General features: G+C 65.7%; 30 protein-coding genes and 1 pseudogene. 14 read left to right on the top strand and 17 right to left on the bottom strand.

Annotation, left to right across the window (positions count from 1 at the left end; translation table 11 throughout):
• Positions 1-20: 20 nt before the first annotated feature.
• Both ACAM57_RS34110 and ACAM57_RS34105 read left to right on the top strand, forming a co-directional pair.
• Entirely contained in the window at positions 21-632 is a 612-nt protein-coding gene (locus ACAM57_RS34110) for a type IV toxin-antitoxin system AbiEi family antitoxin domain-containing protein (protein WP_369662613.1), read from the top strand.
• On the top strand, positions 629-1,474 hold the full coding sequence (locus ACAM57_RS34105) for a nucleotidyl transferase AbiEii/AbiGii toxin family protein (protein ID WP_369662612.1): 846 nt from the start codon (positions 629-631) through the stop codon (positions 1,472-1,474). The genes ACAM57_RS34110 and ACAM57_RS34105 overlap by 4 nt, the downstream gene beginning before the upstream one ends.
• A 113-nt stretch (positions 1,475-1,587) precedes the next feature.
• On the opposite strand, the pseudogene ACAM57_RS34100 reads toward ACAM57_RS34105, so the two are convergent.
• The 4 genes and pseudogenes from ACAM57_RS34100 to ACAM57_RS34085 all read right to left on the bottom strand — a co-directional run.
• A pseudogene (locus tag ACAM57_RS34100) lies at positions 1,588-1,962 on the bottom strand (LysR substrate-binding domain-containing protein); the annotation flags it as partial.
• Positions 1,963-2,047: 85 nt separating this feature from the next.
• Positions 2,048-3,154, bottom strand: a complete 1,107-nt coding sequence (locus ACAM57_RS34095) for a relaxase/mobilization nuclease domain-containing protein (protein WP_369662611.1) — start codon at positions 3,152-3,154, stop codon at positions 2,048-2,050.
• Entirely contained in the window at positions 3,147-3,728 is a 582-nt protein-coding gene (locus ACAM57_RS34090; RefSeq protein WP_369662610.1) for a hypothetical protein, read from the bottom strand. Before ACAM57_RS34090 ends, ACAM57_RS34095 begins: the two co-directional genes overlap by 8 nt.
• A 409-nt stretch (positions 3,729-4,137) precedes the next feature.
• Entirely contained in the window at positions 4,138-4,440 is a 303-nt protein-coding gene (locus tag ACAM57_RS34085; protein WP_369662609.1) for a LysR substrate-binding domain-containing protein, read from the bottom strand.
• A gap of 522 nt (positions 4,441-4,962) precedes the next feature.
• Here ACAM57_RS34085 and ACAM57_RS34080 point away from each other — a divergent pair.
• From ACAM57_RS34080 to ACAM57_RS34070, 3 genes are all read left to right on the top strand, one after another.
• Complete coding sequence (locus ACAM57_RS34080) at positions 4,963-5,274, top strand: type II toxin-antitoxin system Phd/YefM family antitoxin (RefSeq protein WP_369662608.1); 312 nt, start codon at positions 4,963-4,965, stop codon at positions 5,272-5,274.
• Between the two features lie 185 nt (positions 5,275-5,459).
• Positions 5,460-5,678, top strand: coding sequence for a hypothetical protein (locus tag ACAM57_RS34075; RefSeq protein ID WP_369662607.1), 219 nt, complete (start codon positions 5,460-5,462; stop codon positions 5,676-5,678).
• 313 nt (positions 5,679-5,991) lie between these two features.
• Positions 5,992-6,366 carry a helix-turn-helix domain-containing protein gene (locus ACAM57_RS34070; protein WP_369662606.1) on the top strand — a complete coding sequence of 125 codons (375 nt, stop codon included), beginning with the start codon at positions 5,992-5,994 and terminating at the stop codon, positions 6,364-6,366.
• Here the strand turns inward: ACAM57_RS34070 and ACAM57_RS34065 are convergent.
• Both ACAM57_RS34065 and ACAM57_RS34060 read right to left on the bottom strand, forming a co-directional pair.
• Positions 6,345-6,971 (bottom strand): hypothetical protein, encoded by a 627-nt coding sequence (locus ACAM57_RS34065; protein WP_369662605.1) that lies wholly within the window; start codon positions 6,969-6,971, stop codon positions 6,345-6,347. The two genes, ACAM57_RS34070 and ACAM57_RS34065, sit on opposite strands and share 22 nt — an antisense overlap.
• Before the next feature lie 396 nt (positions 6,972-7,367).
• The gene (locus ACAM57_RS34060; RefSeq protein WP_369662604.1) at positions 7,368-8,204 is read right to left on the bottom strand and encodes a DUF932 domain-containing protein; all 837 of its coding nucleotides are present in this window, start codon (positions 8,202-8,204) and stop codon (positions 7,368-7,370) included.
• Positions 8,205-8,443: 239 nt separating this feature from the next.
• Here ACAM57_RS34060 and ACAM57_RS34055 point away from each other — a divergent pair, with 239 nt between their 5' ends.
• On the top strand, positions 8,444-8,959 hold the full coding sequence (locus tag ACAM57_RS34055; RefSeq protein ID WP_369662603.1) for a DUF6283 family protein: 516 nt from the start codon (positions 8,444-8,446) through the stop codon (positions 8,957-8,959).
• Positions 8,960-9,159: 200 nt separating this feature from the next.
• On the opposite strand, the gene ACAM57_RS34050 is transcribed toward ACAM57_RS34055, so the two are convergent.
• The 8 genes from ACAM57_RS34050 to ACAM57_RS34015 all read right to left on the bottom strand — a co-directional run bounded on the left by ACAM57_RS34050 (position 9,160) and on the right by ACAM57_RS34015 (position 16,158).
• Positions 9,160-9,552 carry a hypothetical protein gene (locus ACAM57_RS34050; RefSeq protein ID WP_369662602.1) on the bottom strand — a complete coding sequence of 131 codons (393 nt, stop codon included), beginning with the start codon at positions 9,550-9,552 and terminating at the stop codon, positions 9,160-9,162.
• Entirely contained in the window at positions 9,549-9,842 is a 294-nt protein-coding gene (locus ACAM57_RS34045) for a type II toxin-antitoxin system Phd/YefM family antitoxin (protein ID WP_369662601.1), read from the bottom strand. Before ACAM57_RS34045 ends, ACAM57_RS34050 begins: the two co-directional genes overlap by 4 nt.
• Before the next feature lie 260 nt (positions 9,843-10,102).
• On the bottom strand, positions 10,103-10,381 hold the full coding sequence (locus tag ACAM57_RS34040) for a type II toxin-antitoxin system RelB/DinJ family antitoxin (RefSeq protein WP_369662600.1): 279 nt from the start codon (positions 10,379-10,381) through the stop codon (positions 10,103-10,105).
• Between the two features lie 173 nt (positions 10,382-10,554).
• Positions 10,555-10,914, bottom strand: a complete 360-nt coding sequence (locus ACAM57_RS34035) for a DUF2958 domain-containing protein (protein WP_369662599.1) — start codon at positions 10,912-10,914, stop codon at positions 10,555-10,557.
• Between the two features lie 738 nt (positions 10,915-11,652).
• Positions 11,653-12,552, bottom strand: a complete 900-nt coding sequence (locus ACAM57_RS34030) for an ArdC family protein (protein ID WP_369662598.1) — start codon at positions 12,550-12,552, stop codon at positions 11,653-11,655.
• Positions 12,553-13,228: 676 nt separating this feature from the next.
• Positions 13,229-13,624, bottom strand: coding sequence for an ATPase (locus ACAM57_RS34025; protein WP_369662597.1), 396 nt, complete (start codon positions 13,622-13,624; stop codon positions 13,229-13,231).
• 308 nt (positions 13,625-13,932) lie between these two features.
• Positions 13,933-14,559: a DNA repair protein RadC gene (radC, locus tag ACAM57_RS34020; protein ID WP_369662596.1), complete on the bottom strand. Its 627-nt coding sequence runs from the start codon at positions 14,557-14,559 to the stop codon at positions 13,933-13,935.
• 660 nt (positions 14,560-15,219) lie between these two features.
• Positions 15,220-16,158, bottom strand: a complete 939-nt coding sequence (locus tag ACAM57_RS34015; RefSeq protein ID WP_369662595.1) for a hypothetical protein — start codon at positions 16,156-16,158, stop codon at positions 15,220-15,222.
• A gap of 291 nt (positions 16,159-16,449) precedes the next feature.
• On the opposite strand from ACAM57_RS34015, the gene ACAM57_RS34010 reads away from it, so the two are divergent.
• From ACAM57_RS34010 to ACAM57_RS34000, 3 genes are all read left to right on the top strand, one after another.
• A complete protein-coding gene (locus ACAM57_RS34010) occupies positions 16,450-17,589 on the top strand; it encodes a hypothetical protein (protein WP_369662594.1) in 1,140 nt (379 codons plus the stop codon).
• Positions 17,586-18,407 carry a GSU2403 family nucleotidyltransferase fold protein gene (locus tag ACAM57_RS34005; protein WP_369662593.1) on the top strand — a complete coding sequence of 274 codons (822 nt, stop codon included), beginning with the start codon at positions 17,586-17,588 and terminating at the stop codon, positions 18,405-18,407. The genes ACAM57_RS34010 and ACAM57_RS34005 overlap by 4 nt, the downstream gene beginning before the upstream one ends.
• 127 nt (positions 18,408-18,534) lie before the next feature.
• A complete protein-coding gene (locus ACAM57_RS34000) occupies positions 18,535-18,771 on the top strand; it encodes a hypothetical protein (RefSeq protein WP_369662592.1) in 237 nt (78 codons plus the stop codon).
• A gap of 25 nt (positions 18,772-18,796) precedes the next feature.
• Here the strand turns inward: ACAM57_RS34000 and ACAM57_RS33995 are convergent, their stop codons facing one another.
• Together ACAM57_RS33995 and ACAM57_RS33990 are read right to left on the bottom strand one after the other, a co-directional pair.
• Entirely contained in the window at positions 18,797-19,813 is a 1,017-nt protein-coding gene (locus ACAM57_RS33995; protein ID WP_369662591.1) for a TRAP transporter substrate-binding protein, read from the bottom strand.
• A gap of 26 nt (positions 19,814-19,839) precedes the next feature.
• The gene (locus ACAM57_RS33990) at positions 19,840-20,622 is read right to left on the bottom strand and encodes an IclR family transcriptional regulator (RefSeq protein ID WP_184642289.1); all 783 of its coding nucleotides are present in this window, start codon (positions 20,620-20,622) and stop codon (positions 19,840-19,842) included.
• A 152-nt stretch (positions 20,623-20,774) separates the two neighbouring features.
• Here ACAM57_RS33990 and ACAM57_RS33985 point away from each other — a divergent pair, with 152 nt between their 5' ends.
• The 5 genes from ACAM57_RS33985 to ACAM57_RS33965 all read left to right on the top strand — a co-directional run bounded on the left by ACAM57_RS33985 (position 20,775) and on the right by ACAM57_RS33965 (position 25,529).
• Positions 20,775-21,776: a TRAP transporter substrate-binding protein gene (locus tag ACAM57_RS33985; protein ID WP_369662590.1), complete on the top strand. Its 1,002-nt coding sequence runs from the start codon at positions 20,775-20,777 to the stop codon at positions 21,774-21,776.
• Positions 21,777-21,796: 20 nt separating this feature from the next.
• Entirely contained in the window at positions 21,797-22,252 is a 456-nt protein-coding gene (locus ACAM57_RS33980) for a type II 3-dehydroquinate dehydratase (RefSeq protein WP_184642287.1), read from the top strand.
• The gene (locus ACAM57_RS33975; RefSeq protein ID WP_369662589.1) at positions 22,249-22,812 is read left to right on the top strand and encodes a TRAP transporter small permease; all 564 of its coding nucleotides are present in this window, start codon (positions 22,249-22,251) and stop codon (positions 22,810-22,812) included. The genes ACAM57_RS33980 and ACAM57_RS33975 overlap by 4 nt, the downstream gene beginning before the upstream one ends.
• Positions 22,809-24,089 (top strand): TRAP transporter large permease, encoded by a 1,281-nt coding sequence (locus ACAM57_RS33970; RefSeq protein WP_369662588.1) that lies wholly within the window; start codon positions 22,809-22,811, stop codon positions 24,087-24,089. Before ACAM57_RS33975 ends, ACAM57_RS33970 begins: the two co-directional genes overlap by 4 nt.
• A 69-nt stretch (positions 24,090-24,158) precedes the next feature.
• A complete protein-coding gene (locus ACAM57_RS33965; RefSeq protein ID WP_369662587.1) occupies positions 24,159-25,529 on the top strand; it encodes an ELWxxDGT repeat protein in 1,371 nt (456 codons plus the stop codon).
• Here ACAM57_RS33965 and ACAM57_RS33960 read toward each other — a convergent pair.
• Positions 25,510-26,436: an alpha/beta fold hydrolase gene (locus tag ACAM57_RS33960; protein WP_369662586.1), complete on the bottom strand. Its 927-nt coding sequence runs from the start codon at positions 26,434-26,436 to the stop codon at positions 25,510-25,512. The two genes, ACAM57_RS33965 and ACAM57_RS33960, sit on opposite strands and share 20 nt — an antisense overlap.
• Between the last annotated feature and the right edge of the window lie 31 nt (positions 26,437-26,467).

Genomic DNA, 26,467 nt, shown 5'->3' with positions numbered 1-26,467 from the left:
CAAATGCAACAAACTCCAGCATGGCATCTGCTGAGACTCTCGAACAAGCCGTCCTCGCGCTGGCCAAGCAGCGGCCGCTGCTGCGCGCGCGCGATCTGGCTGAACACAGCCTCCCAACGATAACGCTCACCAGACTGGTCGCCGCAGGCCGGCTCGAACGAATCGCCCGAGGCGTCTACAGCCTGCCCGGGCGCACACTCAGCGAGCACCGCTCTCTTGCAGAAGCATCCCTTCGCGTGCCGCAGGGCGTTGTCTGCCTGCTGTCGGCGCTGCGCGTCCATGGGATCGGGACGCAAGCGCCGTTTGAAGTGTGGATCGCAATCCCGCCCAACTCACCAACCCCCAAGCTCGACCAGCCTGCGCTGCGCGCCATCCGCATGTCTGGCACTGCACTGTCCGAGGGCATCGAACCCATGCAGATCGATGGCGTCAGCGTCCCGGTCTTCAATGCTGCCAAGACCATTGCCGACTGCTTCAAGTTTCGCAACAAGATCGGCTTGGACGTGGCGCTGGAAGCGTTGCGCGAGGGATGGGCACAGCGCAAGGTGACAGTCGATGCGCTTTGGCACTACGCCACGATCGACCGCGTGTCCAATGTGATGCGCCCCTACCTTGAAAGCGTCATCACATGAGCCGCAACATCGCAGCTTCGGTCCGCGCCCGCTTGAAGCAACATGCGGATGCCAAGAAGCAGGACTTCAACCTGACGCTCACCCGCTATGGCCTTGAGCGCCTGCTTTACCGGCTGTCTATCTCGCCCCATGCTTCCAACTACCTGCTCAAGGGAGCATTGCTGTTTTCGCTCTGGTACGACCAGCCGCATCGGCCCACCCGCGATGCCGATCTATTGGGGTTCGGTCCAGACGACGTCGAATCAGCGGTGAAGGCCTTCCATGAGATCTGCCAGATCGCAGTGGAGGATGGGATGGTCTTCGATGCAGGCTCGGTGCAAGGGACCGTCATCCGCAAGGAAGCCGGCTACGGCGGCGTGCGGGTCGATCTGCGAGCGACGCTCGACGGCGCGCGCATCACCCTGCAGGTGGACATCGGCTTCGGCGATGCAGTGACTCCCGCGCCGGAGGCCGTCAGCTACCCTGTGCTGCTCGATGACTTGCCTGCCCCACAGTTGCGCAGCTATCCCAAGTACACCGTCGTGGCCGAGAAGTTCCATGCTGTCTGCCTGCTGGGCATGGCCAATACCCGGATGAAGGACTACTTTGACCTCTGGGTACTGATGACCGAAGACACGCTGGACCCCGCCGAGTTACGCCGCGCCATTTCGGCAACCTTCGAACGCCGGAAATTCGCCATGGTCAGTGAACTTCCTAGTGGATTGAGCGACAACTTCTCTGGCGATGCGACCAAACAAACGCAGTGGACAGCATTCTTGAAGAAGAACCGGCTGGAAGCCATGGATCTGACGAACGTCGTGAAACGGCTGCGGGAAGAATTCCAGAAACTCGGCATCTTCTGATGCTGCCGCCAGGAGGCAAAGCCTCCGCTTGTCCGAAATTTGTACCCATGTTTCGGACATTTCAAGCCACAGCTCTATCCACTTCACGCCGATGGATCAGATGCGGAGTCAGCTCAGCGCTTGGATGGACTTGGGTTCGCAAACCGCAGTGTCTTGACCACCAGCGTGAACGCGGGTGAAGGCTGGCGCCTGCTGGGGCACTACAAATGGTAGCCCTCGAACTTCGGACACCAATCCTCCAGCACGCGCAAGAGCTGGCCTGACTGCATGTACGGCATCAGCTCATCTTCCGGCAGCAGCACAATGCCCAATCCGACCAGCGCCGCGTCGATCTGGAGCTGTGTGGTGTTGAAGATCAAGGGGTCGTCCACGCGCACATTGACTTGGCGCCCGCGGCGCTCGAAGTCTCAGACATACAGTCCGCCCGAGCTTTGCATGCGTTGGTTGATGCACTGGTGCGCCATGAGATCCTGCGGCACCTTCGGTATCGCGTAGATTTCCATGTCCCCTGCTGTCACTCGCAAAGCTACGGCACTGCGCAAAGCTTCATCGGCCGCTGCAGGAGTGTCAGGGTTACCGAACAGGCGCCCCAGGTGACTTGGCATCCGTACGCTCTTGCACTCGGTTTCTCTCCGCCTCCCCCCAGCGCTCGGCCATGCGCTGCGCATCGGTCCGCACAGAGGGCATGCGCTCGACAAAGCGCTCGACCTGAACCGCCAGTCCGGATTCACCCTGCCGTCGCAGGACCTCGGCGGTCTCGCGCCAGTTTGCCAAGACCTGCTGGCGGGTACCCTGCATCACGTCCTGACCAGCATTCAAGGCGCCTCGCCTCGTCCGAAGAACATGGAGCACGCCATCCAACTTGGCACGCATGAAGGTCGAGGTCTTCGGCGGCCGCTGCCCTGCCCGCTCGCCCGTCGGCAGTTGCCCGAACGCACGAAGTGCACGTAGCCGATGATGGATGGCGTCCTTCTGGGGCTTGCGGATCTGCCCGCGCACCTGCCGCGGCGTCGCATTGGCCGCCACGCCCTGCTCGCGCATCAGCACGGCGAACTGCTCGCGCCACTGGCGCAGCGTGTCCTTGCGGATGTACAGGCGCTTGCCAGGCTCGAACTCGTGCTCGCACTTGACCACCAGATGCACATGCGGATGCGCCTGGTCGGTGTGCAGCACCATGGCGTACCGGTACTGCAGCGCGAAGTTCTCGCGCGCGAAGATGCGTGCCGCCGCCAGCACCTTCTCTGGAGGCGTGCCCGCCGGCATCGACAAGACGATGTTGTGGGCGAGCTTCGCGCGGGTGTCGTTCTGGCCGGGCTCCGGCCTTGGCTTGTGCTGGCCTCTGCAGAGGTCCAGTTGCCAGTCGAGCGTGATCTCCCCGGCTGCGCTTCGCCCCTGACGCGGCAGCCCTTCGTCGGTCTCGATGGGCAGCTTGCCGTGGCGTCCGATGTAGTCCAGATGCGCCTTGACGCCGCCGGCATCGCGACCGCCGCCGGAGACCTTCACCATCACCTCGGGGGCGCGGCCCACCGTGCGCTGGATCTGCGCAATCTCACCGGCGCCGAAGCGCAGGGTGCCGCCGGGTCCGCGCCGGCCGTAGCTCACGATGTCCAGCGCCATGTCGCGCGAGGCACCGTTCGGCCCGCCACGGCTTCTGCCCATGCGCACGGTCTGCTTAGGCATGGCCTGCCTCGCGATCGCTCTCCCAGCTCATGAGGTTCCAGCGCACGACGGCAGCGGTGGCCTCGCGCGCAGCTTCGACCTCCCGCCGAATCGATTCGAGCGCATCACCCGGTTCCAAATCCATTTTTTGAGCCAAAGTGTTCGGCATGCCGAACACTTTGAGCTGCCGCCCGAGCGCCGCCAGCTGAGCGCAGACTGCCTTTATCTGGCCCAGTTCGTTCGGCGGCATCACGGTCGAACCGCGAACATGGTTGTGGATCAACATGACCAGGTAGCTGCCCGTCTTCATCCCACGGGCCTCGGCGCGCTGTGTCGCCAGCGCTCGATCGCCGGGGCGAAGCCGCAGTGTGATGCGATCCCTGGCGGCGGCATCGGCGGTCGCATCACGCGAGCCCCGCCGTCCGCTCATGTTGCTCGTGCCTGCGCCGTGGGCGGTCAGCACATCGTCGATCAGCTTGGCCAGCAAGCTGGATTCGCTCAGTTGGTGGTGCGAGGCCAGCGCTGCGAAGCTCGCCCGCATACCGAGTGGCACTCGGGTACTGATCACGCTGCTTGATTGAGGGATCTGGGCCATCGCAACACCATCGCTGTAGACAATGTCTGACGGCAGTCTATCCTGCGATCATCGCCGCACAAGAACCCGACTGTTGGCCGCCAGTCTTTTTTCGCTTTCAGTCCAAGCTCGCACCGGATGCCCGATACGAGGAGCGACTGCGTCCCTTGGTCTATGACGAGCCTGCACCTTCATTCGAGACATCCTTCGAGCTTTTTGAAGCGGTCGCCGAGGACTTTCTTCGGCCTGGGAGGATGTTCGATAAACAAGTCGGATCGCCCGCGCGTTATTGCCTTTCTCGATGAATCAAGAGTCCTGCAGGTCCTTGCTCCTCCCCCGCCCCCCGAACGTCAGACCCGAACCACACCCTGGCGGCCCTACAGTTGCCCTCGCCCAGACAGCAGGCTCGGTCCGCTCCTACCTTTGCCTGCTAAGCACCTCCCGCAGGTGATCCAGAAAGGCGCGACAATGGCCCGGCACCGTGCGTGCTGCCGTCGTCTGGATCTCGAAATGGCGCTCGGTCGCGCAGCGGCACGGCCACCAGGTCGCCCGCCTCGAGCCGTCTGTACGGCGCCGCCTCGCCGCTGAGCGCGATGCCCTCGCTGCCGACCACGTACGAGATCATGGCGTCGAGCCGGTTGCTCAGGAAAGCCGGCTCGCAAGCCAGACCCTGACGGCTGCAACTGATGTCGAACAGCTGCCGCAGCGTCGAGTACGCGCCCGGCAACGCCATCGGATAGCTGATGAGCTGTGCCCCTTAGCACCCTGGGCATGCAGGCCGCCCCGGCCCAGGGCAGCTTCCCCACCCGGGCGATCACCCTCGTGATCCCATTCCCCGGGCGGCGGAGGCGACGTCCAGGCGAGGCTGCTGGCCCAGAAGCTGGGGCAAAGCGTGATCGTCGACAACCGCCCGGCCGCCGGCACCGCTTGCCTTGCGGGGTGTTCGGCATGCCGAACATCTCGCGGAAGGCGAAAGGTGAAAAGACGCAGACGGCTCCGCCCCCTGACCTCCCGTCGAGCAGCGTGGCTGTCGCGAGCACGCGCAGCAGTACAGATAGCCCGCGCAAGCCCTCTAGCCTGACAGTGCAATGCCGCAACAAGTCCACGCTTTCCAAGCAGACCGCCTCGCGGGCCAGAGACTGTGCGCAGCGGAAACATTGCCCAAGAAACGAATGCTCCATCCACTCCCCAAGAGCAGGACTTCTTCTTGATGAGCAAAATAGTGAGCAATTTCAGGCTCACAGGAGAACATCTCATGGCCATTGCGGTGCGCGACATCGTCCCTTTCTCTACGGCTCGAACGCATTTGTCTGATCTTGTGCTGGAAGTTCAGAATGGCGCGGAAAAGATCATCACAAAAAACGGTGAACCCGCAGTGGCGGTGATCGATGCCAAGCGGCTTGATCACTACCACCGGCTGGAGCGCGCGCGCATTCATTTGCTCTTGCTGGAAGAAGTAGACCAGGGTTTGGCGGATGTCGAGGCTGGGCGCACCGTTGACGCCACGGCGGGCATCAACGCCTTGAAGCGGGCGCGCAAGGCGGCCGGCGGGCGTGCTGCCGGCTGAGATGCAGCACACAGGCGAGGACCAGTCGCTGACGGCCGTGCTGTACACGGCCAACTTTGCGGTCAATCTTGAGAATATCGAAGCGTACTGGTCGGAGAACGGTTTGGCCGAAGGCTACGGCCGCCTCCCGGACGTACTGAGGTATTGAGCGAAGTCGTTGTTCCCAATCTGAGCGACATCCAGCCATGGGGCGCCTGTTTTTCGAAAGAGTTATCGGCTCGGTTGAAGCTGAACGAATCGTCAAGCGCATTGCGTCTCGACTGACCGGCCTGGCACGAAATGCCCAGATTCGAGAATACGTGATGGACGAGTACTTGGTTCTTTACGTTCACGTCCCTGCCAAGGCCAAGCAAGCAAGCGCTGTGCATTTATGCGATCAGGCATCAGAAGCAGCTCGGCTTTGACCTGCTTACAGGACGATGATCGAAAAAAGCAGCGCTTCTCGTGCCTTGCCCGAAGGAAGACCCGCCTGCAATCTGTTCACCTGCACGCAGGCACGCCGCAATGCGGCCTGACCTTACTCCCTAATGCCTTGCCTCGGTAAGGCTGCGTCTTTCGCTGCCGGATCGCCAGCCGCTCAGTCTGCGGCGTCCTATCGGCGGTCAGAGGAGGCATGCGCCGAGCCCTCGCCGCAGTTGCGGCGCGACCAACGGAGCAATTCGGCCCCAGACTTGATGAGAAGATGCCTTGCGTTGCGGACCGATTCAGGAACCCCAAATGCCCTCTCCTCCCCCCGTCCTCATTGCCGAGGCGAACCACCACCTCGCCGCCTTGGGCCAACGGCTTCACGCACATCGCAAGGCGATGAAGATCAGCGCCCAGGCGATCGCACAAGCCGCGAACATCTCGCGTGTGACGCTGCTCAGGATCGAGCGCGGCGTGCCCTCGGTCACGATGGGGGCCTACATGAACGCGCTGGAAGCGCTGGGGCTTTCGATCGACCTGCACACACGGGCGCTGCCACCCACTTCCCCACCTGACCCGTTTCCGGAAAGGATCCAAACCGATGAGATCGCCAACGGCCCGAGGCTCGCGCAGACAATGCGCAGGTCCACGGCAGGACGCGCTGCTCAGCCGATCACCGTCAGGTAGGGATGCATCACGCGGGCAACCCGGCAGATCTTGGCGTAGTGCCAGAGCTCGGCCACGGAGGCCTTCTGCTGGGTGCGCACCTCCCGCAAGGCTTCCAGCGCCACCTCCAGGCCGACCCTGTTGCGGTGCTTGAAGCAGTCCGCCACCGTCTTGGCCACAGCATGGACGCGCAGCGGGACATGGCCCCGTTCGATCGTCTCGATGCCGGCCACATAGGCATCGCCGAAGGCCCGGACGATCTGCAACTGCAAGTGATCGACCCGGGGCACATGGCTGCCACTGGGCATCGCGATCCAGACATCGCGCGGCGGCTGTGTGGTCAGTCCATGGAGATGCAGTGCGCTGAGCAGGCAGAAGACCGCCCGCGGGATCCTGGTCGCGACGGCCGCGAGGCGCGCGTGCTCGGCATCGTCGCCCACAGACAGGCGATGCGGGTACCGGCCGAGTCCGGCATCCGCGAGGGCGGCCCAGGACGCCCCGATGGCATGGCCATCGTCCGAACGCAGGATCCCCTCGCGGGTGGGTAGATCGAGGGTGCACCGGCCGCGGATGTCCCGCCGGACGACCCGGGCAGCAGGGGCCATGTCGTTGTCAGTTGCGAGCATGGGACGCAGGCAGGCATGAGCCCGCGCCGATGGCGAGACACGCCGGCGCGTGCGCACCGGGGCCCGGGCCACGCGCTCGCTCATCCAGGATGCCTGCATGGCGCGCACTGCCGGCCCATGCCGGCGCGTTCGGATGTGCACTCATCTGCGCGGGCGAGAGAAGCCGCCAGGTTTTTTCCAGGGTACTGATGTCCATGCTCCTGAGGATGTGAAAGAAGGAAGCCACGAGGTCCGCGCTGCGCCCCGAGGGCGATCGCTGCACGGCGCTCGAAAGATTCCACCACCCTTGCATCAAGAAATGAACCAGAGGCCTCGGCGCCTGCTGTCCGCCGGGGCCGAGACGCAAAAAGGAGAAGGAAAAAGAAAAGGCCGGAGCCGAGGCCCCGGCCTGCCACGTCAGCGGCCGATGCGCGCGAGCGCGAGACGCCACAGGCCCGCATTCAGCCGCACGGTCTCACGGATGGCGCGGATGCCGCGCGTGTGCATGGCGCGTCCTGCGGCCGTACGGCCGCACACGCCGCCGCGCAAGGCGTGCTCCTGGATCGCGTTGAAGGTCCGCCAGACGTCGTCACCGACGTCGGCCAGGCGCCGCCGCTCGAGCCACTGCGCCGGCTGCACCGGCGGCTCGCCCCGGTCCGGATAGCGCAGCGCCAGCGCCTCGCGCGCGAAGTCCAGTTGCTGCGCGCCCGAAAGCACGGTACCGCGCATCGCCTCGACCGCCTCACCCACCCGGACGAACTCGCCGGCAATGCGCTGCGCGGCCTCCACCACCTGGGCCACTACGTTGCCGCGATGGCTCACATGCACCAGCCCGAAGTCGCCGATCGCCGTGAGCAGCCCGTTGGTGCACACCGGACGGAACAGTCCGGCGCGCAACTCGTAGGCGCTGCGCCCGTCGTGCGAGTTGATCAGCACGATCTCGCCGAGCACGTCCTCCAGCGACAGCGACTGCACGACAGGCTGGAAACGCAGCATGTGCAGCGCATGGCCTGCGCGGTCCTCACCACCACGGCGCGATCGCGTCTGCACGGCCCAGGTCGGTACGAAGCCGGCCTGCGCGAGCGCGGCGACGACGTCGCGCGTGCTGATGAAGACGTACCTTCGCCCGGTGCAGGCCGCTGCCTGCTCGGCGAAGACCGCAGGCGCGCTGCGCGCGAGTTCCTGTGGCGACAGGGAGGCCTTCGCGGCAAATGCGAAAGAAGAAGAGGACGGGTCTGAACGAAAGACAGTCATGATGAGGAACTCCTGAAGTGACACAGGCGGGATGGCCTGCGTCGCTCCTGGCTCACGCGGCAGCGCAGCGCTCAAGGTCGCCGCAGGCGCGCGGCACGCGCCGAGCGCGCACCGCAGGTGAGCGCGCAGGGCCTTGAACGCGAGAACCGCGTGACACCCTGGGCGCACACAGGCAAGCCAAGCCCGCCCCGCCTGTCCCTTCTTCTCATTGCGTTCCCTCCCCGCCCCGGCACCCCACGATGTCGCCCTGCACCCACTCAGGAACAATGCCCGGCATGCGCGTCCCGAAGCCACCTCGCCAGCCCTGTCCCACGTGTCCGTGGCGCCTTGACCAGGACGCGCGCAGCATCCCGAATTTCAGCCTGGGCCTGGCGGAGGCGCTGGCAGCTACCTGCCCGGATGTGCGCAACATGGGGCCCGACCATGGAGCGGCCATGTTCGCCTGCCACCAGTCCAGGCCCGGCGCCGAAGTGCATTGCGCCGGATGGCTGGCGACCGTGGGGCATAGGCACCCAGCCGTGCGGCTGAGCGTCATGCGCGACCGGCTGGACCCCGTCCACCTGCAGCCCGGCGCGGACTGGCCAGCCTTGCACGGAAACTATGGCGAGGTGCTCGATGAGCTGCGCGCTACTGCCGCCGAGAACGCGCAGGACAGCGGCGTCGGTGCTCGACCACCGCGCAAGGTTTGCCCGTTGGCCCAGGATGCTCCGGCAGGCACGCCTGCGCCGCGCGAGCCGGGAGTCAAGAGAGCCTGAGCGAAACCAGCGGTGCCGGCGTCCCGGGCTCTCGACAGACTCCTCATGCCTCCTGAGGCCGGGGCATGCCGTCAACTGCGGCTGGATGCGCGACGTGGGCGCACGATTCACAGCCCCTTCGAGCGCATTGCCTGCACCGCGGATAGCTACAAGCTCTGCAAGAACCCACTGCTCTCAGGGGGCAGCTGTCCCACCCCGGGTCAGTTGGATGGCCTGGGCAATCCGTAACCGAGTTGTCGCTCATGCCGCATTGAAAGCAATACGACCTCGCGCTCGGAATGCGCATAGAGCACCACGTGACGAGCTAGCACCAATTCCCGCAACTCAGGCAGCCCCAGGGCTCGTGCACTTTGCCTTGCCTGTTGAGCTTGAAACTGCCCCCAGTCCGACTTGGCGTCAAGAAACCGGGCAGGTCGTCCGCTTGTGGGGGCGAACGACAGGAGTGCCCGCGCCTTGACCACTTCGGCCTGCAACTTCTTGAAGCGCAACGACGCAGAAGCAGCGTCCTGCTTCTCCATGAAGTCGCGCGCAGCTTGCAAACAAGTCAGAAAGTTCGGAACCGCTCGAACCTTTGCGTTGACGGGAATGCTCACGGTGCCGGTGGAATGCCGAGCGCCCGGTCCAGGTCCTCGTCAGACACAAACTGCCCCGCCGAGGCTTGCTGCAAGCCCGCGATGGCGTCTTCGGCCAACACAAGATTGGCGTGTTCCGACTCAAGGGCATGGTAATAGTCCAGCCTGCGTGCATCGACCAGCGCAACATAGCTCGCGCCGTTCTTGGTCAGCACTTTTTCCGAGCCGTTGCCGACCACGTCTTCAGCCAGTTCCGTCAGCCGGGCGCGCGCTTCACTGATGGGAACGATATCTGAAGCTCTCAAGGACATATTGCAGTATCCGTTAAGGTTTTCGTTAATCAGTCTAACAGACGGACCTTCGGCCTGCAACCACAGAGATGTTCAGCAGCCTCAAATCGCTCGGGCTGAACTGCCGAACCCCGGACGTCCCTTCCGGGAACCGCAGCAGCACCAGCATTTGCGCGGGCGGCGCGATCATCCACCGAGATCGCGGCGTGGGGATTGCCTTTCTCGATGAAATCGAGAATGCGCTCCGATCCTCCGTCGCCAACGGCGACCACTCCACGGCCTCACGCGCCGCGGCGCGGCGCGGCGCCCGGCGAAATACGACTCGACTTCTTCATGAGGTACGCCCGGGGCGGATCGTCCAGAGCCTCCTGCACCTTGGCCCGGGACCAGGCATCGCGCGCAGCGACATCCACAGTCAAGCCTGCCGGCAGCGCGCCCTCCTTGGCCACGCGCGTCGGAACGATCCTCATCACATCGGAGACGCTCAGGCCGATGTTGTCGAGTCTCTCGGTGGCCCGCTCCTTGACCTCCGGAGTCCGAACCCGTGCGCTTACGACCATGAAGAGGCCCCCGTCTATGCAGAATGAATGAGAACACTCTCATTCGATTGAATGGCAACCACAAAGCGACGGGTTGCGACGCCTTTGCCCAGACAGCGCGAGTAACGCACCTGCGCACGCGCCAAGTGACCGCCAGTCGTGCTGGCGGCCAAGCTCAACGAGCGGCAGCCCTTTCAGACCTGGATCCGCCCCGCGCTGCGGGCCTCCCTCGCATAGACGCTCAGGCGCCGGTCGGCGCGGAAATGCAGGTCCTGCTCGATCGGCAGATTCAGCATCCCGCGCAGTTGGGACAGCTCGGCGAGGCTCACGCAGCCCAGCTCCGGAAAGCCCATCCCGAGGTCGCACAGGCCGAAGGCGATGTCGGGTGCATCGGGATCGATCCCGCCCAGCAGCCAGGTGGCACCGGCATCGGGCGTGAACAGCTTGACCACGGGCAACGGATCGAAGTCCCACCGCACCTGTGACTGCCGGCCGTTGGCCAGCAGCTGGTCGAACTGTGCATCGGTGAGAAAGGGAAAACTGGAAGCAGCCATGGCGTTCTCCTTGAACGGTTGCGGGCGGGATGGCCCGGCACCGTCACCGGCACGCCGCAGCGCAGCAGTCAAGGTTCGAAGACGGCCGAGAGGCCGCGAGCGCGCCAGCGGCGCGCGCAGACCTTGACGGCGAGAACGGTGTGCCACGCTGAAGGAGCCAGCTAGCCAGCCACTCACTCACATCACGGCCTCTTTCTTCTTTCTCCCTGCTGCCGCCTTCCCCGCTTTCTCAGCTTCGGCGCGCCCCGGGGATCGCTCGTTCGCACACGCCGGGCCGTCGGTGTCGCTGAGCCCGCCGCCAACCCGGACCGCCTCGCACCCCGTAGCCCGTGGCGGCGGCTTGTCGACGGCGGGCCAGCGCGCAGACGCCGATTCCATCCGGCCTGCAACGCGCCGGCATTTCTCGCACCGGTCGTGCGAGAAATCGCACACGCGCAAGACTGGCGCGCCGCCCGGCGATCGGTAGCCGTCTCGGCCAGAGCCGAAGGTTCGCGACGCACGCGCGCCATGGACGCGCGTGACGGCCGGCCTCCGGGCTGGAGGTCCAGCACGGAGCGAAGCGGCCGGCGGCCTGCGCCCGCGCGGCATCCAGCGAGATGCCCGATGTCCTCGCGCCGTCGCACAGGACGATAAGGAAGCTCGAGCATCGCCGAACGAAGTCACCAAGATCCTGAGCGCCTTGGGCGCAGGATCCATCGGCTGAAGATCGGCAAGCTCGGTCGCCTGAAGGCGATCGTGTCACGAGAGTGGCGCGAGCACCGGCATCTCCCGCTCCATGATGAAATCGAAGGCCTCGCCGGCAAAGCGCATGGCCGTGAAGATCGCACTGCGGTCATGGCGCAGCACCTCCAACCAGTCCGCGAGATGGTCCGCATGGCCTTCGACGACGGCACCAACAAGCGCGCAATGCCCCATCAGCAAGACCGCACCGAGTTCGGCCACGAGCGCCTCGAACGCGCCGGCGGCGTCCCCGAAGCGCGCGCTGAACTCGCGATGCAACCGCCGCGGATGTCCGCTCCAGTGCACCAGCTCGTGCAACAGCGTCGCCCCATAGTTCTCTCCGCTCGCGAATCGCCTCGGCCACGGCAATCGGATCTCGTCGAACTCCGGCACATACGCTGCGCGATCGAACCCATGGCGAATCGTTGCGTTGCAGCCACCGACCAGACGCAATACCCTTTCCATCGCGCTCTGCCCGGCGGCCGAGGGGCCTGCGGCAGCGGCTGCCGGCGGATCGAGGCGCTTCGCCGGCAGCCCGTCAACCTGCGCGACATTGAACAACCAGAATGGCCGGCATTGCAGGAGCCCGTCCTGTAACTCGGTGTGCGAGTCTCCATCGCCGCGCCCCCCCGTCCGCTCGAACTGCGCGCACAGCACGCCGCGCTCGCTCTTGCGCACCTGGGCGCCCAGAGCCTTGGCCTGCCTGTAGGTCAGCCACAGCGGCACCTCGTAACCCTGCACGATCGCCGCGTCCCACAGCAGCAGCGCATTCACGCCCCGGTAGGACCACCCGGTGCCAGCATTGCGCGGCGCCCCGCGCGTCGCAGCCTGGACCCAGCGCGCACGACACACGTGTTCGCCCTGCGCCAGCATCGCCATGATCCGGTCCGTGATCACGCGCCGGACATCCATATCCATGCCCACGCGCTTGCCCGAACGCCGCCAGGCGCACCCCTCATTCGATTCACCTGCCGTGGGAGAGTCCTCGGGGGGCACGGGGGGAACGCCCAAGGTCTTCGGATCCTGCACCACGGCCGGAGCGGGCACGGCGCAACGAGAAGAGCGAGAAGTGCGAGAAGACGTGGCCATGGCGAAGCCTTTCTGCGGCGCATGCCGCGATGGTGGAAGGAATCTGCTGTCGGAGCCGCCTCGACGCAAAGCCGGCAAGGGGCCAGCGAGACGGTCCGGGGCCCGCCCGCAGGCCGCAGCCGAGCGTCGCGAGGACCGGGCGAGGACGGGGGCGGCGCCTTCACCCTGGAGCAGAGAGCGACCCGCGCCATGCGTCGATCCAGAGGCGGAACGACCGCAGACCGACCACCGACAGCGGCCATTCGCCACAGCCACAGCCACAGCCACAGCCACAGCCACGGCCACGGCCAACGAGACCACACGCCATACGCATCGAGCGCCTCGATGCGCCGGCTGACGCACGCGCGCGCATGCCGGGACTTCAGCAGGTCGTAGCGGACAACCGCGCCCGTCGCCCCGGAGTCGACGTCCCGCCATGCGCCGCCGGAACGAGACACGGCAGGCAGGAAAGAAAGTGCGCCGCTTCGCAGTCGCGAAACGGCGCACCGAGGACCTCAACGGATCCTCAGTCCTCCTCGGGCCCGACCATCGCCTGCAGCTGCTCGATCACGCCCGGCTCCACGAAGACGCAGGGCACGTCGGCCGCCAGCGCAACGTGGGTCACCCTGGCGAGGGCTTCGCGCTTCAGGTGCGCCAGCCGCCCCGTGCGCCAAGCCTGTTCGGGCCGCATGTGGTCCTGGTCCGCCGGCACACCGCTGCGCTCGGGGTCGCATTCGATAAGTGCGACGAAGCCCGCGTCAAAGAGCCGGCGATGCTCGCCGCACAGGCCCCAGCCCGTCACCGTGTGACGCTGCATGCTCTGGCGCAGGCGCCTGTCGAGCAGGATGCCGCCGGTATCGAAGTTCAGGCCGCATACCAGGCAGAGGTGCTGTTCCAGCGAAACGTGTGATTTCTCGTCCATGACGATCTCCGGTTGTCCGGGCGAAATTGCCCGCGGCCGGAACCCGCACGGCGCAGCGCAGCAGTCAGGGGTCGACGACGGCCGCCAGGCCGCCAGCGCCGCAGCGCGGCGCGCAGCCCTTGACGGCGAGAACGCCGTGCAACGCTGAAGGCCACAGCAAGACCGCTCTCCCCTTCCTGCTCCTTCCCCCGCTTCCATCTCTCGGCTTCCATCTCTCCGCATCCTCACAGCGCAGGACGGACATATGCAGCGCATGAGCCGCCCGGACCGGATCGCTTCAGGGGCGCCCAAGCGCCCCCGCGGCCGCCTCAGAGCAGGCCGCGCTCGGCCATCGAGGCCACCCGGTTCGCGCCCACCACGATGTGGTCGAGCACCCGCACGTCGATCAGCGCGAGCGCCGACTTCAGCGCCTGCGTCACGGCCAGGTCCTCCTGCGACGGCTCTACCGCGCCCGACGGATGGTTGTGCGCGAGGATCACGGCCGAGGCGTTGTGGTGGAGCGCGCGCTTGAGCAATTCGCGCGGATAGACCTCGGTCTGCGTCACGGTCCCGCGAAACAGGTCCTCGAACGCCAGCAGCGTATGGCGCGCATCGAGGAACAGCACCGCGAAGCTCTCGTGCGCCTGCCCCGCGAAGTGCAGCTTGAGGTAGTCGGAAACCGCGTACAGCGACCGGAACGCCTCGCCGGGGCGCAGTTCCTCGGCCAGCAGCTCCCGCGCCAGGCGCAGCCCGCACAGCAGCTGCGCGCATCCCGGCAGCGACGAGTCTCGCGCGAAGCACACCAGCCGGTGCAGCGAGCGGCCCTGCGCCGCGTACAGCCCCTCGGTATCGGCGCCGAGGAACGGACGCAGCGCATCGAGCACCTGGAGCTCGCGCGCCGTGAAAACGGAAGGCATGGAAGAAGAGGAGAAGGAAGAGAAAGAGGAAGCGTTCATGACGAACTCCTGTGGGTGACACAGGCGGGATTGCCTGCGAGACCCCGCCACCCCGTCGCAGCGCAGCGCTCAGGACCGCCGCAGGCGCGCGGCACGCGCCGAGCACGCACCCACGGTGCGCGCGCAGGGCCTTGAACGCGAGAACGAGGGGGTAGCCTCAGGGCTCACAGGCAAGCCCTCCCCCCGAACTCCACCGGGGCCATGGAGTTCCCCGCGTGCGATTCCAATTACCGCTGCGCGGCGAGCGCCCTCAACGTACCGCGCATAGGCAGCGGCACGTCACCAGGGCCGACTCTGGAAGCCCTCGAGCGCAGCGTCCTCAGCATCGCATCGCAGCAGACCACCCCGGTTGGAATCGATAGCGCTCCCGAGCTCCGCCGACACAGGCGCAGTTGCTGCAAGCGCTGACGAAGCTTGAGCAACATCTGCTGGAGGGGCGCGTCCCGAAGCCGACGGCGAAACCACAAGGTGGCCGAGGCAGCCGGTCGACACGCTGCAAGCCTCACCGCACCGTGATATCGATCTGGTTGTCACCTTGCCGCCCTCCTCTGCGTCGGAAGGACTGGCAGCGTCTGAGCGGTTCCCTCAGCGGAAAACCGCCGGGAGGTACGACACCGGCCCCGGATGGACGACTTCGATGTCGCGGCGCCGTCGCATCGACTAGAAGCCCTCTGGAACGTGCAGACGCCAACGTGGAACGTACGAAGTACGTCCCATTCGATGGGCCAGATAGAAGTCCCGCTCCATCGGCAAGTGCGCGAACAGGTTGACGAGCGTTGACTTGTACCCTGCCCGCTCCAGGTAGTAACCGATGGCCTGGTGATAGGGGTAGCCCAGTGAAAGCCGCTTGAGCATGGCCGCCATCGCGTCGACCGACAAGCTGCCCCGGGCGCTCTCGAAGGCCTTGGCGACCTCGCTGACACCACCCGCATAGAACGGCCGCACCACGATGTCGATCAAGGTCCGCTCCAGCGTGGAATAGCGCAGACAAAGGGGCTGCGCCGCGCCCCAGGAGACGGCGCCCGACACGATCCCCAGTTCTTGCTGAGAAGCACCTTCAAGGAACACCAGACGCATTTCCTGCGCTTTGAGCTCAATCTCGTTTTGCGAAACCCGCGGAGGCTGGGCAAATGCTCGATCGATGGCGTCCTGATCGTACGGCCCTGGCTGCGCAGCCCCGTCGTTCTTGGGCTCGGCTCGTTCACGAGTGAGGTAGACGGTCTTGGGGATCTGCTCGGTGAGCCCATGAATGCGCACAGCAGTGGAGTGGCTGTAGTAGCTGCGCTCGACCAGTCCGAGCAGGGTCTCGAGCACGGGAACCTCGCCCCAGGTGTAGCCAGAGATTGCCCGGTTCGGAAAGCCAAATCGCACTTCGCGCAGCTGCGTTTGCTCCGTCAGGAATCGGAGAAACGCGTCCAGGGACATGCTCCGGGCGAGCCGCCAAAACGCACGGTTTCTGTTGAAGATCTCACCGACCGCCTGAGCGCGAAGCACGCGTGGCCCCTGCGCAAAACTCTTCACGATGTCTGGCTTGGCGATTTCTATGCGGGAAACCATCACAAAAATGCCAAGTTGGGCGGCATATATGCCGCCCAACATATCACACCTCAAACTTCAATACAGGCAAAAACCCTTTAAATTCAACGGCTTAGCATTGGATTGGCCTTGACACCTCCACGGATTCATGGCAGCCTCGCTGCCGTATATATACGGCAGCGAGGCAGTGCCCCGAGGGAATACGAAGAGCGACTGGACTCCGAGCGATGCAGCCCTGACCCTGACGCGTCAGGACTTGGGCACCTTTCGAAGCCTTTACCATGGCCGTGGTTGACACCATGGCCGTGTTATATAAAATGGCCGTGTTAGATTTGCACTCCTTCTCTTCGCCTGATGCCCGCCTCCATTCCACCGAACAAGCGAGTGGCTCTTGCCGAGCAGTACGTTGCCGACTTGTTCCGGTCCAACGATTGGTCCGTGGAGGTGCCGCCTGACGCCCCGTCCAACGCAGACTTGATCATCCAGCGTGGCGTGCACCGGTTCGCCGTCGAGGTCAAAGCGCTTTCCGAAAACCGTCCGGACCGCGTGCTACCGCTGCTCTCGATGGCGATTCTTCAAGCCCGGGCCGCGGCAGAGCAGTCTGGCAATGCCCTCCCCCTCGCGATCATCCATGTGCCAGATGCGCCCCCGTCCCTGGTGAGACATGTGGACTCCTTTGCCCAGAGATTCGCGAAAGGTGTCCCCATCGGCCTTATCTCGGGACACGGCGAACGCTATTTCAGTGACGCAGCGCTCCAAGAGTTGAACCGATTGCCGGAAGAACCCAGGCGTTCCGTCACCAATCATCCGCCGCAGACCATCAATCTGTTCTCGGACCTCAACCAGTGGATGTTGAAACTTCTCTTGGCATCAGAACTGCCCGCCGGTCTGATGAGCGCTCCGCGCAAGAAACTCCGAAACGGCTCCGACCTGGCTGAAGCCGCGCAGGTGTCCGCCATGAGTGCCTCCCGATTCCTGCAGCAACTGCGCAGCGAGGGATACCTGAGCGGTTCGTCTTCCTACCTGAAACTCGTCCGCCGCGAAGAGCTGTTTCGCCGCTGGGGCGCCGCCACGATGCGCGCATGTCCGGAAATGCCATGCCGCTTTCTTCTGCGGGCCCCTGTCCCACAGCAAATCCGAGAACTGCTGGGCAAGCATCGGGAAGACGCTTGTCTGGGGCTTTTCGCCGCTGCCGATGCACTGGATATCGGGCACGTCAGCGGCGTGCCTGCGTATATCTATGTCCACAAGTTGCCCCAAGTGGGCTCATCGGGCTGGCCAGGGGTGATGGCCTATCCAACCGAGCGCCCGGACCTGATCTTGCGGCAAGCGCCTTTTCCGCAGTCGACGTTCAGAGGCGCCATCGATCAGGACGGAGTCATGGTGACTGACGTCATCCAGATATGGCTGGACGTCATGAACCATCCGACACGGGGCGCTGAACAAGCCACCCTGATCTACGAGAAATTTCTCTTGCCGATGGTCGACGCATGAAGCAGATGAATGACCTGGAAGCTTTTGCAAGGCTGATCCAAGCACTGGCGCCCTGGCGCCAACAATTGATCTTCATCGGAGGATGGGGCCATCGCCTGCACAGGCTGGACCCCAGGGCCAACCAGCCGGATCATCAACCCGTGTTCACTCGCGACACGGACCTCGCCTTTGCCAACAAGGAGCCCATCGAGGGCGATATCAAGCAAGCGCTGATGCAGCACGGATTCCAGGAGGAGTTGAGCGGCGATCATCGACCTCCGGCGGCGCACTACACGCTTGGCGACGAGGCGCGCGGCTTCTATGCCGAGTTCCTCACGCCTCTCGCAGGAAGCGGCTACAAACGAAGCGGGGAAGCCGACGCGACGATGACGAAGGCAGGCATTTCCGCTCAGAAGATCCGACACCTCGACATTCTGTTGCTCGATCCCTGGGTCATTGGCTTGGGACAGCAGGAAGGCGTTCCCCTGCCAGGGCGCATGGATGTTCAGGTGGCCAATCCGCTGTGCTTCATGGTTCAGAAGTTCCTGATCCAGCATCATCGCCCCCCAAGCAAAAAAGCCCAAGATATTCTGTACATCTACGACACGATCGAGCTCTTCGGCGCGCTGCTGGATGACTTCAATGCGCACTGGCATGCACGTGTCGCACCCGCGCTCGGACAAAAGTTGGCCGATGATGTGCAAAGGCTCAGCGTGCAGACATTCGACGAGGTCAATGACCTGGTTCGCGCAGCCGCGCTCATTCCTGTGGATCGCAATCTGCCTGCGGAACAGATCCAAGCAACGTGCAGGTATGCCCTCGAGCGCATGTTGCGCTAGCAACTGCCCCCCGTGTGAGGTGGTCAAGTGGTACCAGCCCATCACGGCTGCGTCGCCCCCCCGACCTCAGGAGCCGCGTACTCAAAGCACTGATCTGGCCAAGGATGTCCCCTCCCTGACCTCCAGGATGAAGCTGCTGCTGCGCAGGAAGGGCACGCCATACGACAAGCTGCAGATCGAGGATTCCAAGTGGATCGGCGAAGACTTGCTGGAGTTCATGCAGCAGCATTCGGTCCTGAGCAACCGGCCGATCAAGAGGCCGCGAGCGCAACGCCGGCGCGCGCGGGCCTTGACGGCGAGAGGCGACCGGCTCCATCCACGCCCACCTGCAGATGAAGCAATCGCAGGAAGCAAGATGAACTGAAATCACGCATCGGCTGTCGCGCCGGCTACTTGCGCACCTTCGCGATTTCCGCCATCAACTCCTTGACGGTGGCCTCGCCCACGGACGCCGAGTACTTGTCGATCACCGGCTTGACCTTGGCGCGCAGCCTGGCCATCTCCTCGGGCGGCAATTCCGACACGGTCATGCCTGCCGTCTTCAACGCATCGAGCGCGCTGTCGGCCGCGCCACGCGAGGCCTGGCGCTGGAACAGCGTCGCCTCGGCCGAGGCTTCGGCAAGGATCTTCTTCTCCTCGGCGCTCATGCCATCCCATGTTTTCTTGCTGACCAGCAGCGCCTGCGGGTTGTAGATGTGCCGGGTCTGGGTGATGTGCTTTTGCACCTCGGCGAACTTGGACGACAGGATGGTGGTGTTCGGATTCTCCTGGCCGTCGACCGCCTTCTGCTCAAGCGCGGAATACAGCTCCGGGAACGGCAGCGGCGTGGCGTTGGCGCCCAGTGCAGCGAACATGTCGATGTAGATCGGCGACTGGATCACGCGGATCTTCAGGCCCGCGATGTCGTCCGCCTTGGTGATCGGCCGCTTGCTGTTGGTGACGTTGCGAAACCCCAGGTCCCAATAGCCCAGGCCATGCAGGCCCTTGTCCTCCAGCTTGGCCATCAGCTTCTGGCCGAAGGGGCCATCGGTGACCGCATCGGCTTCCTTGCCGCTGTTGAACAGGAACGGGAAGTCGTAGGCCGCGAACTCCTTCACCTGCGCCGAGAGGATGCCCGCGTTCAGCACCGTGAGTTCGACCGTGCCGCCCTGCAGCGCCGACACGGTCTGCAGGTCGCCGCCGAGCACGCCCCCCGCGAACAGCTTGACGGCGATCTTGCCGCCCGACTTGGCGGCCACCAGATCGGCGAACTTCTGCGCGCCCTGTGCCTGCGGATGGCCGGTCTGGTTCTGGAACGCGAACTTGAGCGTGCGCTCCTTGACCTGTGCGAGCGCACCTGGCGCGGCAAGGACAGCCGTGGCGGCCACCGCGGCCAGGAACAGCTTGCGAATCGGATCCTTCTTCATGGCGGTTGTCTCCTCGTTGGGGTTGGTCAGGCTCTCTTCTTGAACAGCGCCGAGGCGCCACTGGCGCGTGCGACTTCCTCGGCCGTGCCGAGCAGCGCCGGCCCCAGCGCCTCCATCCGCTGCGGCGTCAGCCTGACGGCCGGCCCCGCGATGGTGACCACGCCGATCACCGCGCCGTGGACGGAGAAGACCGGGGCGGCCATGGCGGTCATTCCCGGCGCGAAGACCTCGTTGATCATGCTGAAGCCGCGCTGGCGGGCCGCCTTCACGTAGGCCATCACGGCCTTGAGCGTGGTGGGCGCCTTCGGGCCGAAGTCCTCCGGCTTGCCCAGCCCCTTCTTGGCCACCAGGGCCATCGCATCGTCCTCGCTCATCGTCGAGAGCCAGGCATGCCCCGCGGCGCTGCACGACAGCATCACCGACAGGCCCATGTCCGGGTCATAGCGCAGCCCGTGCGTGGCCCCTTGCGCCTTGGCCACGAAAGTCAGGTCTTCGCCGTCGACCACCGCCAGGCGCACCAGTTCGCCCGAGGCGGCGGCGAGCTGGTCCAGCAGCGGCTGGGCCACGTCCACGATGCCCGAATTGCTCAGGAACGACAGGCCGACGGAAACGAGCTTGATGGTCAGCACATAGTGGCCGTCGATCAGGTTCTGTCGTACGTAGCCACACCGAATCAGCTCCGTGAGCAGTCGGTGCGATGCGCTCAGGGGGATCTTCAATTCACTGGCCACGGTGGACAGCGCAACACCCTGCGGGTGTTCCGCCAGATATTCCAACACTTTGAAGCTGCGTCCCAGCATCTCGCTCATCTGATGTCTCCCGGTTCAATCGCGGCCAGCCGCCTGTCTCGACGGCATCACTCTATCAGATCGCGGGAAGGGATTTCCATAATGGAAAGATTTTCCGGAAAACCCAGAATCGCCGCAATCCGTCCTTTCTGCCTTCCTTTTGGAGACCTTCCGTGAAACTTCTTCGTACGCTTGCCGCAGCCGGCCTGTGCATCGGCCTTGTCGCCCCGAGCTGGGCCCAACAGGAACGGGTGATCCGCTTCGGCCATCTCAACAATGCGGACCATCCGGTGAGCTTCGGCGTGAAGCGCTTCGCCGAACTGCTCGCGGCCAAGAGCGGCGGCAAGATGAAGGTGCAGGAGTTCCCGGCCTCCCAGCTCGGCAACGAGATGCAGCAGCAGTCCGCGCTGCAAGGCGGCGTCCAGCAGATGTCGGCGCCGGCCACCACGTCGCTCGCGGGCATCGTCAAGGAGTTCGGTCTGGTCGACTTCCCCTTCTCCGTGAGCAGCTTCGCCCAGGCCGACGCCCTGCTCGACGGTCCACTGGGCCAGGCCCTCATCGCCAAGCTGCCCGACAAAGGCCTCGTGGCCCTCGGCTACTGGGACCTGGGGTTTCGCAACGTCACCAACAGCAAGCGTCCCATCGGCAGGCCCGAGGACCTCGAAGGCCTGAAGATCCGCGTCATTCCCAACCCCGTGTTCCTGGAGACCTTCAAGGCCTTCAAGGCCAACCCCGTGCCGATGCCGTTCGCGGAACTCTACGGCGCGCTCGAAGCCAAGGCGGTCGACGGGCAGGAGAATCCGTATTCGGTGATCCTGTCGAACAAGTTCTTCGAGGTACAGAAGTTCGTCAGCGCGACGAATCACGTGTATGCCGCCAACATCGTGCTGGTCAGCAAGAAGTTCTGGGACTCGCTGTCCCCCGCCGAGCAGAAGATGATGCACGAGGCCGCCGACGAGGCGCGCGGCTACCAGCGCCAGGTCAGCCGGGCGGCGGCCCAGAAGGCCGTGGGCGAGTTGCAGGCCAAGGGCGCCCAGTTCAACGAGGTGAGCGCGGCCGAGCAGGTGCGCATGCGCGAGATCGCCAAGCCGGCGATCGACAAGTTCGCGGCCCAGTACGACCCCGCCATCGTCAAGCTCTACAACGACGAGCTCGCCCGCATCCGCAAACAATGACTGCTGCACGCCCCACCTCCATGAAGATCCTCGTCCTCCACGGCCCCAACCTGAACCTGTTCGGACGCCGCGAACCCCACATCTATGGCAAGACCACGCTCGCCGAGATCGATGCGCGGCTGCAGGCGCTGGCTGGCGAACTCGGCGTGACGCTGGAGACCCTCCAGTCGAACCATGAAGGCGACCTGATCGACTTCCTTCACGCGCACATCGACGACGCGCAGGGCGCGCTGGTCAATCCCGCCGGGCTCACGCAGCACGGCGTGCCGCTGCACGACGCGATCAAGGCCATGCCCTTCCCGACCATCGAGGTGCACATGTCCAACATCGCCGCGCGCGAAACCTGGCGCGCCCACTCGATCATCTCGCCGGCGGTCAAGGGCACCATCCAGGGCCTGGGGCCCCAGTCGTACCTGGCCGCCCTGCGCGCGCTGGTGGAGATGCACAGGCAGACCGAAGCGCGGGCCGCCGCATGAGCCGCTGGATCGAGCGGTGCTGCCGCGGCATCGAGGCGCTGATCGCGGCCGCGCTCGCGGTGATGGTCGTGCTCGTCTTCGGCAACGTCGTGCTGCGCTACGGCTTCAACTCAGGCATCACCGTGTCCGAAGAGGTGTCTCGCTGGCTCTTCATCTGGATGACCTTCCTGGGCGCCGTGGTGGCCCTGAAGGAGCACGGGCACCTGGGCGTGGACATGGTGGTGCAGAAGTTGCCGCCCCTGGGCAAGAAGGTCTGCCTGGCCGTCGGACATGTCGTCATGCTCTACATCGTCTGGCTGCTGTTCCAGGGCAGCGTCGCGCAGGCGCGCATCAACTGGGACGTGACCGCGCCCGTCACCGGCGCGTCGATGGCCATCGTCTATGCCTCGGGCGTGGTCTTCTCGATACTCGCCGGCCTGATCCTGGCGCTCGACCTGCTGCGCCTGCTCACCGGGCGCATCGCCGAGAGCGACCTCGTGATGGTCCAGGAGTCGGAGGAAGCCGTGCAGCTGCAGCAGATCCTCGGCGCGAAGGACGAGGCGCAGGGAGCGCGCCGATGACCATCCTCGTCTTCGTGGGCACCCTGCTGCTGGCCATGGCGATGGGCATTCCCATCGCGTTCTCGCTGCTCGCCAGCGGCGTGGCGCTGATGTGGCACCTCGACCTGTTCGATGCGCAGATCCTTGCGCAGAACGTGATCGGCGGCGCCGACAGCTTCCCATTGCTGGCCGTGCCCTTCTTCATGCTCGCCGGCGAGATCATGAACGTCGGCGGCCTGTCCAAGCGCATCGTCGACTTCGCGCTCGCGCTGGTGGGCCATGTGAAGGGGGGCCTGGGCTACGTGACCATCATGGCCGGCTGCCTGCTGTCGGCGCTCTCCGGCTCGGCCGTGGCCGACGCCGCCGCGCTGACCGCGCTGCTGCTGCCGATGATGGTAAGCGCGGGGCACGACAAGGCACGCGCGGGCGGCCTCATCGCGGCCACCGGCGTGATCGGCCCGGTGATCCCCCCGAGCATCGGCCTCGTGATCTTCGGCGTGGCGGCCAACGTGTCGATCTCCAAGCTGTTCCTCGCGGCGATCGTGCCCGGCCTGCTCATCGGGGGTGCCCTGTGGATCACCTGGGCATGGCTGGTGCGGCGCGAGAAGATCGTGCCGCCGCCGCGCAAATCCTCGGCCGAGATCGTTTCGGCCTTCCGCAAGGCGCTGTGGGCGCTCATGCTGCCCGTGATCATCCTCGTGGGCCTGCGCATGGGCGTGTTCACGCCGACCGAAGCGGCCGTGGTGGCTGCCGTCTACGCGCTGTTCGTGTCGGCGGTGGTGTACCGGGAAATCACGTGGAAGGATCTCTACGGCATCTTCGTGAGCGCGGCCAAGACCAGCGCCATCGTGATGTTCCTGATCGCCGCGGCCATGGTGAGCGCCTGGCTCATCACGGTGGCCGACCTGCCGTCGAAGGTCGTGGGCCTGCTGCAGCCCTTCATGGGCAATCCGGTCCTGCTGATGGCGGCGATCATGGTGCTCGTCATGGTCGTGGGCACGGCGATGGACATGACGCCGACCATCCTGATCCTCACGCCGGTGCTGATGCCGATCGTCAAGGCCGCGGGGATCGATCCGGTGTACTTCGGGGTGCTTTTCATCATCAACAACTCGATCGGACTGGTCACCCCGCCAGTGGGCACGGTGCTGAACGTGGTGGCCGGCGTCGGCAAGATCTCGATGGACGACGTCACGCGCGGCGTGGTGCCCTTCATGATTGCCGAGTTCGCGATCCTGTTCGCGATGGTCGCATTCCCGCAGCTGGTCATCGCGCCCGCGCGATGGTTCGGAGGCTAGGCGGTGGCGATCTGCGCTTTTTCCGGCCTGCTGCGGCGCGGCCGCATCTTGCTGTGCATGCTCGCGTTCATGACGCAGTTGCCCGCGGCCGCGCAGGATCCCGAGCGCGAGGTGCTGCCCGAGCAGCGCCAGCCGCTGGCTTTCGTTTCGCCCACGGGCCTGACGCCGCTGGGCGGCAAAATGATCTTCAGCGCCTTCCATGCCGAAAGCGGGCAGGAGCTGTGGGTCACGGACGGCAGCCGCGCGGGCACCGCGATGCTCAAGGACATCCGCCCGGGCTTCCGGGGCGCCTTCCCCGCCGGTCAGACGGCGTTCAAGGGCCATGTCTACACCGCCGCCACCGATGGCGTGCACGGGATCGAGCTCTGGCGTACCGACGGCACCGCCGCGGGCACCGCCCTGGTGATCGACCTCCAGCCGGGCGAGGAAAGCGCGCTGCCGAGCGAGCTGACGGTGTTTCGCGATGCGCTGTACTTCGTGGCCAACGACGGGCGTTCGGGATTCCAGTTGTGGAAGACGTTGGGCACCGCGTCCACCACGGTGCGCGTGTCCTCGATCGACGCTGGCCCGCGCGCGCTGGCACGCCAGCTCACGGTGGCCGGGCAGCGCCTGTTCTTCACCGCGACCACGCGCGAGCACGGTCACGAACTCTGGGTCAGCGAAGGCACCCCCGAGAGCACGCGCCTGGTGAAGGACATCCGCCCCGGCCCCGAGGACGCGGGCATCCAGAACCTGACGGCGGTGGGCGACGAACTCTATTTCACCGCCCACGACGGCCTGCACGGGATCGAGCTGTGGAAGACCGACGGCACGGCACGCGGCACCCGCATGGTGAAAGACCTGCGGCCCGGTCCCGGGCCCTCCCGCCCGATGCACCTGACGGCCCTCGGCCGCACCCTGTACTTCGCCGCCGACGACGGGGTGCACGGCCTCGAGCTCTGGAAGAGCGACGGCACCGAGGGCGGGACCACACTGGTGAAGGACATCCGCCCGGGGCCGTCCGGCGCCATTTCCAGCCCGATCACGGCCATGGGCGGCCGGCTCTATTTCGCCGCGACCGACGGCGCCTCGGGCGCGGAACTCTGGCGCAGCGACGGGACGGCCGCAGGGACCGTCCTGGTCAAGGACATCGCGCCGGGCGCGCAGAACGGATCGCCCGCGCGCTTCTCGGTCGTCGGCTCCCGCCTCTGGTTCTCCGCCAACGGCGGCAGCGCCAGCGGCGTCGAGCCGTGGACCAGCGACGGTACGCCAGCGGGCACCCGCGCCGTGGCAGACATCGCGCCGGGCGCGCGACATTCCATGCCGCAGGGTTTCCGCCGCCTGGGCAACTCGGTGCTCTTCGTTGCAGACGATGGCAACGGCAACGAACGGCTGTGGGCGCACCGCAAGGACGGCCAGCTGGTCCTGGTCGGCGATCCGCTCAGCCAGCGCCTGCGCTGATCCGCAGGCCGGGCGTGGGTTCTGCGGCGCCGCTGAAGGCCTGCGTGACCGCATAGTCGTGCAACGCCCGCCGCATGGCTGCGGCAATGGCCGGGTCCGTGGGGTCGTGGCCGGCGCCCGCCGCCCACCGCAGGATGGCGCGCCCCTGCAACGCATGCGCCAGCGCCCGGGCGCCCTGCGGCGGGCACAGGCGGTCCTGCGTGCCATGCACGATCAGCGTGGGGACCGTGGGCAATGCGACGCAGCGCTCCAGGAGCGCGGGCGCGCGCAGCCAGCACCCGTGCCTCAGGTAGTGAGCCTGCACGCGGTAGCGCGCCACCAGCCGCTGCAGCGTCGCGTCGTCGGGCTGCGGCGCGGGCCTTCCCGTGGCCATGCGTTGTTCCCACCCGAACCAGAGCGCGGCGATCCGGCACTGGCGCTGCGGCGTTCCGTGCGCGAGGACCTGCGCGATCACCTCGGTGATCGGGCATTGCCGCTGCCACGCCTCGTTCCACAACGCGCGCCATTCGGGGTCACCGTGGCGTACCGCCTGCGCGAAGAAACCGTGGATGTCGCCGCCGCGCGCCAGGAACACGTTCCTCAGCAGCAGGCCCGCCACGACGCCGGGCTGGTCCAGCGCATGGGCCAATGCGAGCGTGGCGCCCCAGGAGCCGCCCACCACGAGCCAGCGCTCGATGCGCAGGTGATCGCGCAGGCGCCGCAGGTCGTCAAGCAGATCGGCGAGCGTGTTGGCCGTGATCGCGCCTGCCGGCGTGCTGCGACCCGATCCTCGCTGGTCGGGACAGATGATGCGGTAGCGCCGCGCATCGAAGTCGCGCCGCAACACCGGCGAGCCGCCCGAGCCCGGTCCGCCGTGGAGCACGAGCGCCGGCAGGCCCGCCGGATCGCCATGCTCCTCGACATGCATGACATGTCCGTCGTCCAGCGGCAGCCGGTGA

The organism is Variovorax sp. V15, assembly GCF_041154425.1.
GTDB lineage: Bacteria > Pseudomonadota > Gammaproteobacteria > Burkholderiales > Burkholderiaceae_C > Variovorax > Variovorax guangxiensis.
This window is presented reverse-complemented; position numbering and strand designations above follow the sequence as displayed.